General features: G+C 71.2%; 15 protein-coding genes. 8 read left to right on the forward strand and 7 right to left on the reverse strand.

All coding sequences use genetic code 11. From position 1 onward, the window contains the following. From VED21_RS34025 to VED21_RS34040, 4 genes are all read left to right on the forward strand, one after another. Positions 1 to 171 (forward strand): carboxyl transferase domain-containing protein (locus tag VED21_RS34025; protein WP_324890372.1); only part of this gene is annotated, 171 nt, incomplete at its 5' end. A 5-nt stretch (positions 172 to 176) separates the two neighbouring features. Next, on the forward strand, positions 177 to 560 hold the full coding sequence (locus VED21_RS34030) for an OadG family transporter subunit (protein WP_324890359.1): 384 nt from the start codon (positions 177 to 179) through the stop codon (positions 558 to 560). Next, complete coding sequence (locus tag VED21_RS34035; protein WP_324890360.1) at positions 557 to 973, forward strand: biotin/lipoyl-containing protein; 417 nt, start codon at positions 557 to 559, stop codon at positions 971 to 973. Before VED21_RS34030 ends, VED21_RS34035 begins: the two co-directional genes overlap by 4 nt. A 14-nt stretch (positions 974 to 987) precedes the next feature. After that, entirely contained in the window at positions 988 to 2115 is a 1128-nt protein-coding gene (locus tag VED21_RS34040; protein WP_422652890.1) for a sodium ion-translocating decarboxylase subunit beta, read from the forward strand. A gap of 161 nt (positions 2116 to 2276) precedes the next feature. Here the strand turns inward: VED21_RS34040 and ahpF are convergent, their stop codons facing one another. Next, on the reverse strand, positions 2277 to 3854 hold the full coding sequence (gene ahpF / locus VED21_RS34045) for an alkyl hydroperoxide reductase subunit F (RefSeq protein ID WP_324890361.1): 1578 nt from the start codon (positions 3852 to 3854) through the stop codon (positions 2277 to 2279). A gap of 164 nt (positions 3855 to 4018) precedes the next feature. After that, on the reverse strand, positions 4019 to 4582 hold the full coding sequence (gene ahpC, locus VED21_RS34050) for an alkyl hydroperoxide reductase subunit C (RefSeq protein WP_324890362.1): 564 nt from the start codon (positions 4580 to 4582) through the stop codon (positions 4019 to 4021). A gap of 216 nt (positions 4583 to 4798) precedes the next feature. Between ahpC and VED21_RS34055 the strand changes: the two genes are divergently transcribed. Next, entirely contained in the window at positions 4799 to 5740 is a 942-nt protein-coding gene (locus VED21_RS34055; protein WP_324890363.1) for a hydrogen peroxide-inducible genes activator, read from the forward strand. A gap of 22 nt (positions 5741 to 5762) precedes the next feature. Here VED21_RS34055 and VED21_RS34060 read toward each other — a convergent pair whose 3' ends face one another. The 4 genes from VED21_RS34060 to osmF are packed head-to-tail and all read right to left on the reverse strand — an operon-like array spanning position 5763 to position 9532. Further along, entirely contained in the window at positions 5763 to 6497 is a 735-nt protein-coding gene (locus tag VED21_RS34060; protein WP_324890364.1) for an ABC transporter permease, read from the reverse strand. Positions 6498 to 6526: 29 nt separating this feature from the next. Next, on the reverse strand, positions 6527 to 7465 hold the full coding sequence (locus VED21_RS34065; protein WP_324890365.1) for an ABC transporter ATP-binding protein: 939 nt from the start codon (positions 7463 to 7465) through the stop codon (positions 6527 to 6529). Then, positions 7462 to 8637, reverse strand: coding sequence for an ABC transporter permease (locus VED21_RS34070; RefSeq protein ID WP_324890366.1), 1176 nt, complete (start codon positions 8635 to 8637; stop codon positions 7462 to 7464). Before VED21_RS34070 ends, VED21_RS34065 begins: the two co-directional genes overlap by 4 nt. 7 nt (positions 8638 to 8644) lie before the next feature. Then, complete coding sequence (gene osmF, locus VED21_RS34075) at positions 8645 to 9532, reverse strand: glycine betaine ABC transporter substrate-binding protein OsmF (protein WP_324890367.1); 888 nt, start codon at positions 9530 to 9532, stop codon at positions 8645 to 8647. A gap of 69 nt (positions 9533 to 9601) precedes the next feature. Here osmF and VED21_RS34080 point away from each other — a divergent pair, with 69 nt between their 5' ends. The 3 genes from VED21_RS34080 to VED21_RS34090 all read left to right on the forward strand — a co-directional run bounded on the left by VED21_RS34080 (position 9602) and on the right by VED21_RS34090 (position 11369). Next, positions 9602 to 9787, forward strand: a complete 186-nt coding sequence (locus VED21_RS34080; protein ID WP_324890368.1) for a hypothetical protein — start codon at positions 9602 to 9604, stop codon at positions 9785 to 9787. Positions 9788 to 9912: 125 nt separating this feature from the next. After that, the gene (locus VED21_RS34085) at positions 9913 to 10422 is read left to right on the forward strand and encodes a sigma-70 family RNA polymerase sigma factor (RefSeq protein ID WP_324890369.1); all 510 of its coding nucleotides are present in this window, start codon (positions 9913 to 9915) and stop codon (positions 10420 to 10422) included. Then, positions 10422 to 11369, forward strand: coding sequence for an anti-sigma factor (locus VED21_RS34090; RefSeq protein WP_324890370.1), 948 nt, complete (start codon positions 10422 to 10424; stop codon positions 11367 to 11369). Before VED21_RS34085 ends, VED21_RS34090 begins: the two co-directional genes overlap by 1 nt. A 12-nt stretch (positions 11370 to 11381) precedes the next feature. Here the strand turns inward: VED21_RS34090 and VED21_RS34095 are convergent. Further along, positions 11382 to 11799, reverse strand: a 418-nt coding sequence (locus VED21_RS34095) for a DUF2934 domain-containing protein (protein WP_324890371.1), incomplete at its 5' end; no start/stop codon positions are given.

The raw sequence follows: 11799 nt of genomic DNA on the forward strand, positions 1-11799 counted from the left end.
CGCGCCTACCGGCAAGAGTTCGCGTCGCCCTACCAGTCGGCCGGGCGGCTGTTCGTCCACGACGTGATCGAGCCGCGCCGCACCCGCGCGGCGGTGTCGCTGGCGTTGCGCACGCTGCTGTCCAAGCGCGAGACGCGGCCGCCGAAGAAGCACGGCAACATCCCGCTGTAGGCGCCATGCAGCACGTCCTCTTCGTCCTCGGCGGCTTCACGGTCGTCATGAGCATCCTGACGCTGCTCGCCGGTGCCGTGGCGTTGCTCGGCCGCCTGTTCACGGCGCGGGCGGCGCCACCCGTCCCGGCCCCCGTTCCGGCCCCCGTGCCGGCGGCGCCCGGCATCCCGCCGCACCACCTTGCCGCCATCGCCGCGGCGGTGGCGGCGATCACCGACGGGCGGGGCCGGGTGGTGCACGTCGCCGCCCCGCCGCACCGTGCCCCCGCCTGGGCGCAGCACAGCCGCGCCGTGGAGTTCGCCTCGCACCGCGTGCGCTGGGACTGGACGGTCGCCGGCCCGCCGCACCTCGACCCGCCCCCAACCGGAAAGCCCGAGAGCAAGCCATGAAACGCTACCGCATCACCGTCGAGGGGGTCGCCTACGAGGTCACCGTGGAGGAACTGGACAGCCCGGCATCCACCGCGGCATCCACCCCGGCCGCCGCCGATCCGTCCCGCGCCCCCTATCCCGTCAGCAGCGCCGCCCCGGCCACCGGGGAGCACGTCCGCCCGCCCAAGGCCGCCCAGGTGGAGGCCCGCCCCGCCACCCCCGGCGACGTGGTCAGCCCGCTGGCCGGCGTCATCGTCTCGGTCGGCGTGGCGGTCGGCGGGCGCGTGGAGGCGGGGCAGCCGCTGCTGGTGCTGGAGGCCATGAAGATGCAGACCACCGTGTCCGCCCCGCACGCCGGCACGGTGGAGGCCATCGCCGTGTCGGCGGGGGCCGCGGTGCAGGAAGGGCAAGTGCTGATGACGCTGCGCTGAAGGGGGCCAGACCCGTGACCGCCCTGTCCGACCTGCTGGCGCTCACCGCCATCCCGCACCTGACCTGGAGCATGGTGGCCATGTGGGCCGTCGTGGCGGGGCTGCTCTACCTCGCCGTCTGGCGGAACTTCGAGCCGCTGCTGCTGCTGCCCATCGCCTTCGGCGCGCTGCTCGCCAACCTGCCGACGGAGGGCGTGGTGAACCCGCCGACGGCGGAAGCGGCGGGCGGGCTCTATTACTACATCTCCCAGGGCGTGCACCTGGAGCTGTTCCCGCCGATCATCTTCCTGGGCGTGGGGGCCTTGACCGACTTCGGGCCGCTGATCGCCAACCCGCGCACGCTGCTGCTGGGCGGCGCGGCGCAGGCGGGGGTGCTGATCACCTACCTGGGCGCGGTCGCCATCGGCTTCACGCCGGAACAGGCGGCGTCCATCGGCATCATCGGGGGCGCGGACGGGCCGACGTCCATCTTCCTGTCCAACAAGCTGGCGCCGGAGCTGCTGGCCGCCATCGCGGTGGCCGCCTATTCCTACATGGCGCTGGTGCCGCTGATCCAGCCGCCGATCATGCGCGCGCTGACGACGCCGGACGAACGGCGCATCCGCATGCGCTCCCTGCGCCCCGTCTCGCGGCTGGAGAAGATCGTCTTCGCGGTGGTGGTGACGGTGGCCTGCGTGCTGCTGGTGCCGGCCGTGTCCTCGCTGATCGCCATGCTGATGCTGGGCAACCTGCTGCGCGAGAGCGGCGTGACCGAGCGCCTGTCCAAGGCCGCGCAGAACGAGGTGATCAACGTGGTCACCATCTTCCTGGGCACCAGCGTCGGCATCACCATGACCGGCGAGCGATTCTTGCAGGTGGAGACGCTGGCCATCCTGGCGCTGGGCGTCGTCGCCTTCGCGGTGTCGACGGCGGCGGGCGTGCTGATGGCGAAGCTGATGAATCTGGTGTCGGCCGAGAAGATCAACCCGCTGATCGGTTCGGCCGGCGTGTCGGCCGTGCCGATGGCCGCGCGCGTGTCGCAGGTGGAGGGGCAGAAGGCCGACCCGCAGAACTTCCTGCTGATGCACGCCATGGGTCCGAACGTGGCGGGCGTGATCGGCACCGCCGTGGCGGCGGGGTATTTCCTGGCGATGTTGCGGTAGAAGAACATAAGCCCCTCTCCCTTGAGGGGAGAGGGGTTGGGGTGAGGGTGATTACGGCCGGATGGCCGGAAAAGAGTCTTTGTCCGCCCTGCCGGGCGTAAATACCCCTCATCCCAACCCTTCTCCCTCAAGGGGAGAAGGGCTTCAATCTTCCTTCACCCTCAGGCCGCCACGGCCTCTTCGACCGGCAGGCGGATCAGGTGGTCGAAGGCGGACAGCGCGGCCTTGGCACCCTCGCCCATGGCGATGACGATCTGCTTGTACGGCACCGTCGTCGCGTCGCCGGCGGCGAACACGCCGGGGACCGAGGTCTGGCCGCGGGCGTCCACCTCGATCTCGCCGCGCGGGGACAGTTCCACCGTGCCCTTCAGCCACTCGGTGTTGGGCACCAGGCCGATCTGCACGAAGATGCCTTCCAGGTCGATCCGCTTCAGCTCGCCGCTGGTGCGGTCCTTGTAGGACAGGCCGGTGACCTTGTTGCCGTCGCCGTGCACCTCGGTCGTCTGGCCCGACGTGATGACCGTGACGTTGGGCAGCGAGCGCAGCTTGCGCTGGAGCACCGCGTCGGCGCGCAGCTGGCTGTCGAACTCGATCAGCGTCACCTGCGCCACGATGCCGGCCAGATCGATGGCCGCCTCGACGCCGGAGTTGCCGCCGCCGATCACCGCCACGCGCTTGCCCTTGAACAGCGGGCCGTCGCAGTGCGGGCAGTAGGCGACACCCTTGTTCCGGTACTCCTCCTCGCCCGGCACGCCCATCTGGCGCCAGCGCGCACCGGTGGAGAGGATCACCGACTTGGCCTTCAGCGAGGCGCCGCCGGCCAGCTGCACCTCGATCAGGCCGCCGGGCGTCCTGGCGGGGATCAGCTTCTCGGCGCGCTGCAGGTTCATCACGTCGACGTCGTAGTCCTTGACGTGCTGCTCCAGCGCCGCGGCCAGCTTCGGCCCCTCGGTGTGGGGGACGGAGATGAAGTTCTCGATGGCCATGGTGTCCAGCACCTGCCCGCCGAAGCGCTCCGCCGCCACGCCGGTGCGGATGCCCTTGCGCGCTGCGTAGACGGCGGCCGCCGCACCGGCCGGGCCGCCGCCCACCACCAGCACGTCGAAGGCGTCCTTGGCCTTGATCTTCTCGGCGGCACGGGCGGTGGCGCCGGTGTCCAGCTTGGCGAGGATCTGCTCCAGGCCCATGCGGCCCTGGCCCCACGGCTCGCCGTTCAGGTAGACGGACGGCACGGCCATCACCTTGCGCTGCTCGACCTCGCCCTGGAACAGCGCGCCGTCGATGGCGACGTGGCGGATCCGGGGGTTGAGCACGCTCATCAGGTTCAGCGCCTGCACCACGTCCGGGCAGTTCTGGCAGGAGAGCGAGAAGTACGTCTCGAACAGGAAGTCGCCGTCCAGCGCCTTCACCTGCTCGATCACCTCCGGCGACTCCTTGGGCGGGTGGCCGCCGACCTGGAGCAGCGCCAGGATGAGGGAATTGAACTCGTGGCCCATCGGCAGGCCGGCGAATCGCACGCCGACGTCGGTGCCGGCGCGGTTGATGGCGAAGGAGGGCTTGCGGGGGTCGTCGTCACGGCGCACCAGCGTGATCTTGTCGCTGAGTGCTGCGATCTCCTCCAGCAGCGTCCGCATCTCCTGCGACTTGGCGCCGTCGTCCAGGGAGGCAACCAGTTCGACCGGCTGCGTGATGCGCTCGAAATAGGCCTTCAACTGGTCCTTGACGGTGCTGTCCAACATGGCGGGGCTCCCAAGGCAAAATCGGTGGAGCGGGTCCGGCGCTTGTCCGGCGCCGGGCGCGCAGAGTTTTTCGCACCCGGGGCCCGGAAATTCCGGGCCCCGAGCCGTCCACGGTTCACATGGAATGGCCGGCGGTTCTCATGGAACGGGCCGGCCGGTGCGGCTTAGATCTTGCCGACCAGGTCCAGCGACGGGGCGAGGGTCTTCTGGCCCTCCTCCCACTTGGCCGGGCAGACCTCGCCCGGGTGGGCGGCGACGTACTGGGCGGCCTTCACCTTGCGCAGCAGCTCGGTGGCGCTGCGGCCGACGCCGCCGGCGGTGATCTCGACGATCTGGATCTTGCCGTTCGGGTCGACGACGAAGGTGCCGCGGTCGGCCAGGCCGACTTCCTCGATCATCACGCCGAAGTTGCGGGTGATGGTGCCGGTCGGGTCACCGACCATCGTGTACTCGATCTTGCTGATCGCCGGCGAGGTGTCGTGCCACGCCTTGTGGCAGAAGTGCGTGTCGGTCGAGACGGCGTAGATCTCGACGCCCAGCTTCTGGAACGCGCCGTAGTTGTCGGCGAGGTCTTCCAGCTCGGTCGGGCAGACGAAGGTGAAGTCGGCCGGGTAGAAGAACACGACCGACCACTTGCCCTTGAGGTCGGCGTCCGAAACCTCGATGAACTTGCCGTTCTTGAAAGCAGTGGCCTTGAACGGCTTGATCTCGGTGTTGATCAGAGACATCAATTCACTCCGCTGAGTTAAATAGGTGGAAGGCGCGTTGTCCTGGTGTCCTCATCCGCGCCCCGCACCCCCTGGGGGCCTGGGCCGCGGTCGTCCGCCAAGAGCCGGCTTCTCCTCGTTGGCCGCTTGACCACAGCGAAAATAGGGGGACCCGGTCATCACTGGAAACAGAAAATTCAGATCGCGTTGATCGAAAAAACCGATTAGAATGGTTCCATGAAACCGCTTCCGACGTTGCGCCAGCTGCGCTACCTCGTCGCCGTCGTCGACCGCTGCCACTTCAGCCGCGCCGCCGAGGCGTGCCTCGTCAGCCAGTCGACGTTGAGCGCGGGAATCCAGGAACTGGAAGACCTGCTGGGCGCCCCGCTGCTGGAGCGCACCAAGCGCTCGGTCATGCCCACGCCGCTCGGCCGCGAGATCGCCGAGCGGGCGCGGGCGCTGCTGAAGGGGGCCGAGGATCTGGTGGACATCGCCCGCTCGGCCGAGGATCCCATGTCCGGACCGCTGCACCTGGGCGTGATCCCGACCATCGGGCCGTTCATGATCCCGCGCGTGATGCCGGGCCTGCGCGCCGCCTTTCCCCAGCTGAAGCTCTACCTGCGCGAGGATCAGACGGCGCGCCTGCTCGACCGGCTCGACACCGGGGAGCTGGACGCCGCGCTGCTGGCGCTGCCCTATCCCTCGGGCGACGTGGAGAGCGTGGACATCTTCGAGGACCGCTTCTCGGTCGTCTGCCCGCCCGGCCACCGATTCGAGCGGCTGGCGGCGGCCCACCCCGCCGATGTGGCGGTGGAGGACCTGCTGCTGCTGGAGGATGGGCACTGCCTGCGCGAACACGCGCTGGCCGCCTGCGCGCTGGAGGATTCGCGCCGCAACACCACCTTCCAGGGCACCAGCCTGCACACGCTGGTGCAGATGGTGGCGAACGGCCTGGGCATCACGCTGCTGCCGCAGATGGCGCTGGACGCCGGCATCCTGCGCGGCCTGGATCTGGTGGTGCGCCCCTTGGTGGGGGAGCGCCCCTACCGCCGCATCGGCCTCGTCTGGCGCCGCACGTCGGGCCGCAAGGAGACCTTCCGCCGCCTCGCCGCCGCGCTGAAGGAGGAGATGGAGCGGCAGGCGGACGCTCTGGTGATGGCGGGGGTAACGGCGGGCTGAGAAGCCCCGCGTCCACCGCGCTTCATGCCCGCCGCCACCGCGACAGCCGGGATGCGAGCCGGTCGAACCCGGCGTCGAGGACGACGGCGAGCGCCGCGACCACCACGGCCCCCTGGACCACGTAGGCCGGATTCGCCCCGTTCAGTCCGACGATGATTGGCAGGCCCAGGGTCTTGGCCCCCACGGTCGAGGCGATGGCGGCGGTGCCGACGTTGATCACGACGGCGGTGCGGATGCCGGCGATGATCACCGGCGCCGCCAGCGGCAGCTCGACCCGCACGAGGACCTCGGCCGGCCGCATGCCCAGGCCCCGCGCGGACTCCAGCACGGCGTCCGGCACCCCTTCGAGGCCGGCGATGGTGTTCTCCACGATGGGCAGCAGGGCGTAGAGCGTCAGCGCGATGAGCGCCGGTTCCGGTCCGAACCCCATGACCGGCACGGCGACGGCGAGGACCGCCACCGGCGGAAAGGTTTGCCCGGCGGTGACCACCGCCTCGATCAGGCCGCGGAATTCGGTACCCGCCGGCCGCGTCACGGCGATCCCGGCCGTGACGCCGACGATCGCCGCCGTCAGGCCCGACAGGCCGACCAGCGCCAGATGGCCGGCGGTGAGCGCCAGGAAGCTGTCGCCCTCGTACAGCGGCCGGTCGAGCGCCGGGTAGAGTGCTGCGAACAGCGGCTTCAGCACCGGCATCCCGAGGACCAGCGCCGCCAGCGCCAGCACCGCCAGCACCAGGCGGTCGGCCAGCATCGCCATTCCCCGGCCCCCGCGCGGCACGCCGCCGGTCATGGCCGCACGAGGTCGGTAAGGTGGAGGACGCCCGCCGCCCGCCCGTGCTCGTCGACGACCGGCAGGCGGTCCGTCCCGCGCGCGACCATCTCGGACAGCGCCCGGCGCAGCGGTGCCGCGCTGGGCAGCGGCTCGCCGGGCGGCGGGGCGGACGTCCCGTCGGCCGGCCGGGCCCGGTCGCCCACCGTCTCGACGGCCAGCCGCTTCAGGCCCCATTCCTCGCGGCCGACGAGGTCGCGCACGATGTCCCGGGCGGGCCGGGTCAGGATGTCGCGCGGCGTCGCGCACTGGACCAGCCGGCCATGCTCCAGGACGGCGATCCGGTCCGCCAGCCTCAGCGCCTCGTCCATGTCGTGGGTGACGAAGACGATGGTCTTGCAGGTCTGGCGGTGGATGTTTGCCAGTTCCCCCTGCAGGGTGTCGCGGGTGATCGGGTCGAGCGCGCTGAACGGCTCGTCCATCAGCAGGATCGGCGGATCGCCGGCCAGCGCGCGGGCCACGCCGACGCGCTGCTGCTGGCCGCCGGAAAGCTGGTGCGGGAACGCGTCCCGGAAGCGTTCCGGGTCGAGCTTCAGAAGGTCCATCAGCTCGGCCACCCGGTCGCGCACGCGCCCCTTCGGCCAGCCGAGCAGGACCGGCACGGTCGCGATGTTGCGTTCGACCGTCCAGTGCGGGAAAAGCCCCACCGACTGGATGACGTAGCCCATGCGCCGGCGCAGTTCCTCCGGCGCGACGCCCGCGATGTCCTCGCCGGCCACGCGGATGGCGCCGGCATCCTGGGCGACCAGCCGGTTGACCATCTTCAGCAGCGTGGACTTGCCCGAACCCGACGGGCCGATCAGCACGCAGAACTCGCCCTCGCCCACGGTGAAGGACACGTCGTCCACCGCGGTCCACGGCCCGAACCGTTTCGTCACGCGCTCGAACGCGATCATGCCGGGTGCCTCCCCCTGGACGCCCCGCCCGCCGCCCCGATCATCGCCCCGATCATGGCCGTGACCAGCCGCAGCGACGCGTCGACGGCGACGGCCAGCAGGATCACCGGCACCGCGCCCAGCAGGACCAGATCCAGGGCGTTGGCGAACAGCCCCTGGAACATGATGGCGCCGAGGCCGCCCGCGCCGATCAGTGCCGCCACCGCGGCCAGCCCCACCGCCTGCACCAGCGTGATCCGCAGGCCCGACAGGAAGACCGGCAGCGCCAGCGGCACGTCGACGCGCAGGAAGACCTGGGCCGGCGTCATGCCCATGCCGTGCGCCGCCTGCCGCACCGGGTCCGGAACGCCGTCGAGCCCGGCCGCCGTGTTCCGCACGATGGGCAGCAGGGAGTAGAGGGTCAGCGCGATGACCGCCGGTGCCAGCCCCACGCCGCTGATCCCCAGCCAGGGCAGGGCGCCGGCCAGCGCCGACAGCGGCGCCAGCAGCAACCCGAACAGCGCGATGGACGGGATCGTCTGGACCACGTTGAGCACCGGGAACACCAGCCGGCCCACGGCGCGGCGGCGCTGCGCCAGCACCCCCAGCGGCACGCCGACGAGCAGCGTCGGCACCAGCGCCGCAACGACGATGACGCCGTGCCGCACCACCGCGTCGGCGAAGACATCCCGGCGGCTGGCGTATTCCTTCAGGATCGACAGCTGGTCGAGGTGCCCCGCCGCCAGCGGCGCCACCATCAGCAGCGCCGCCCCCATCCCCACGGCGACCCGCGGGGCCGGCGCCAGCCCCAGGCGGCGCACGCCGTCCAGCGCGGCCAGAAGCGCCGCCGCCTCCATCACCCAGAACCCGCTGCCGAACGACGCGCGCGCCGCGGCCGAGGCCGATGCGCCGAGGTGCGCCGCGTGGTGTCCCGCCAGCCAGAGCAGCCCGGCGGCGAACAGGATGGCGGCGGCGGCGCCCGCCGCCAGCACGCCCCGCGACGGCCGCAGGAACGGCGCGGCCAGCAGCACGCCGCCGGGCAGCAGCGCCAGCCCCCACGGCAGGTCCAGCGCCGCCGACAGCGGAACGCCCCGCCCCGACAGCAGCCGGTTGGGCGCGAAGCTCAGGAACGGCAGGGCGGCCGCCGCCACCGCCGCCGCGGCCAGCACGAACAGGACGCGGTTGCGGATCATCCGGCGGCTATTTCAGGAACCCCTTGGACGTCAGGTACGCGGTGGCGACCTGCTTCACGTCCTGTCCCTCGACCGAGATGCGGGCGTTCAGCGTGCGCAGGGTTTCGGCGTCCAGCGAGGCGAAGACGGGGGCCAGCGCCTCGCCGATCCTCGGGTGCGCCTCCAGCACCGCGGCACGGATGGTCGGCGCCGGCTCGTAGACCATCTGCGCGCCCTTCGTGTCCCCCATCACCACGAGGTCCAGCGCGGAGATGGCGCCGTCGGTTCCATAGACCATGGCGGTGTTGACGCCGGAGGTCCCCTCGGCCGCCGCCCGGATCGTCGCCGCGGTGTCGCCGCCCGCCAGCACCAGCATCTGTTCCGGCCGCAGGGTGAAGCCGTAGGTCTTCTGGAAGGACGGCAGCGCCGCCGGGCTCTCGACGAACTCCGCCGAGGCGGCGATCTTCGCCTTGCCGCCGGCGGTGACCCAGCGGGCGAAATCGTCCATGCTCGCCAGCCCGTTGGGCGCCGCGACGTCCTTGCGCACGGCGATCGCCCAGGTGTTGTTGGCCGGCGCCGGCTTCAGCCAGACGATGTTGTTCCGCTCGCGGTCGAGCCGCCGGACCATCTCGTAGCCGGCCTGGGCGTTCTTCCACGCCGGGTCGCTGTCCATGTTGAAGAAGAAGGCGCCGTTCCCGGTGTATTCCGGATAGATGTCGATCTCGCCCGCCAGCAGCGCGCCGCGGACGATCTTCGTCGGGCCGAGCTGGATCCTGTTCTCGGTCGGGATGCCGTTGGCCTGGAGCACCTGCAGGATCATGGTCCCGAGCAGCCCGCTCTCGGCGTCGAGCTTGGAGCCCACGCGCACCGCGTCCCCGGCGCGGGCGCTTCCGCCCGCCAGGACGAGACCGAGCATGAGCGCGATCACCATTCGCATCACGGCGTTCCCCCGTTCCTTCGACTGCCCTAATCTTTGGAAACAAAGATGGCCGGCATCGCTTCCGGCAGCAAGCCGGCCTTTGCGCCGGCCGGCCGCGGCGCGGGGCGTCCGACGCGGGTGCGCCCATTTTTCGCGGCAGGCAATGCGGGCAAATGGCGTATTCCCCATGGTCCTGCCACGATTCCGACGAAATTTTGCTGCACGGGCTCCAAAGTCTGGAATAAACGATGAGCGGGCGCGTTTGTGCAGGTGACACCGGTTCCTCGGGCGACCCTGGGCAGCGTGGCCGCGTCTTCCTACCTCTGGGTGGGCCGCACACGTAAGAGCGGACCATCCGAACCACAGCAGGTGCGCGGTTGAGCAGTTTCGGGGCCGAGCTGGAAGTCCACATCGCGTCGCTGCGCCGCTATGCGCGCGCACTGCTGCGCAACCGTGCGGACGCCGAGGATCTGGTGCAGGAGGCGCTGGCACGCGCGATCGCGCGGGCCGACAGCTTCCAGACGGGGACCAACATGCGGGCGTGGCTGTTCACGATCCTGCACAACGTCCACGTCAATCAGGTCCGGTCCCGCGCGTCCCGCCCGGACGAGGTGACGGTCGAGTCGGTGGAGAACCGCCTCACCACGCCCGCCCGGCAGGAGGAACGGGTCGAGGTGCGCGAGATGATGCGCGCCCTCGACGAACTGCCCGACGAGCAGCGCCAGGTGCTGCTGCTCGTGGCGCTGGAGGGCCTGAAGTACGAGGAGGTCGCCGAGATGATCGGCGTGCCGATCGGGACCGTCATGTCGCGCCTCTCGCGGGGCCGGGAGGCGGTGCGGGCGAAGCTGGCGAACGGGGCCTCCGTGGCCCTGCGAAGGGTGAAGTGATGGAAGCGCATCGGGTCAAGGACGAGGAACTGCACGCCTACGCGGACGGCCAGCTGGAGGGCACCCGCCGCATCGCGGTGGAACGCCATCTGGCCGAGGACCCGGAGGCGGCCCGCAAGGTGGAGGACTACCGCGCCCAGGCGGCCCTCCTGCACGAGATGTTCGACCCGGTCCTGCGCGAGGATCCGGGGCCGGAGGTGAACGAGCTGGCGACGCGCCTGAAGGGCCGCCTTGCCGGCAACGACAACCGCCCGGCCTGGCACGCACGCCCGCTGACCCGCATCGCCGCCACCGTGGTGCTGGTGGTGGGCGCCGCCGCCGGCGGCTACTTCGGCCGCGGCGTCACCGCCCCGCCGCAGCAGCGCCAGACCCTGCAGACCTTCGCCAACGAGGCCACGCAGGCCCACCGCTTCTACACCTCCGACGAGCGCTATCAGGTCGAGATGGGGGCCGAGGACCCCGGCGCCCTGGACAACTTCCTGTCCCAGCGCGTCGGCAAGTCGATCTTCGGGCCGGACCTGTCGAAGGCCGGCTACCGCCTGATCGGCGGCCGCTCGCTGCCCACCGACACCGGGGCGGGCGCCCAGTACATGTACATCAACGACCAGGGCAAGCGGATCACCCTGTTCGTCGGCCCGCCGCCGGCCGGCAAGGAGACCTCGTTCAGCTTCGCCCAGCAGGGCGACATCGCCACCTTCTACTGGGTGGAGGGCCAGCTGGCCTACGCGCTGATCGGCCGGCTGTCCAAGGACGAGCTGATGGGCATCACCAAGGCCGTCTACGACGACGTCAAGGCCGGCCCGAAGCCGCGCGAGCAGCATCAGCAGCCGCCCCAGCAGCCGCCCCAGAACCCGGAAGAGCGCAAGCCCGACCAGGCCCAGCAGCCCGACCAGCAGAACGGCGTCCAGCCGGTGAGCGACAACCACCACAAGCCCAAGGACAGCTGACCCCCCTCCCGTCTATTGGCGCGGGCGCGGCGCACGCAGCGTGCCGCCGTGCCCCGTGCCGCCCAGCGTCGGGCCGTCCGGCCCCGCACCCTCCACCACCGTGCCCGGCTGCTGGCCGCGCACCGCCGTCTCGCCGGGCCGGCGCAGCTTCGTCTCCCGGTTCAGGTCGCGGAGTGCGGCCGCCGCCTCCTGCGTGGCGCGCGCCCAGTGCTCCTCGTGGCGGCCGTGCGGGCGGCCCTCCTCCTCCCAGATGGCGTAGGCGCGCTCGCGCAGCCGCTCCTCCTCGGCCACCACCGGGTCGCCCAGCCCCAGCGCCACCAGCACGTGGTGCGCCACCAGATCGGACGATTGCGGGTTCTGCCCGGTGATCAGGCAGCCGTCGCGCACCGCGAAGGGCTGCCAGTCCGGCCCCTTCTCGTACCGCGCGCCC

The organism is Azospirillum sp. (assembly GCF_035627195.1).
GTDB lineage: Bacteria > Pseudomonadota > Alphaproteobacteria > Azospirillales > Azospirillaceae > Azospirillum.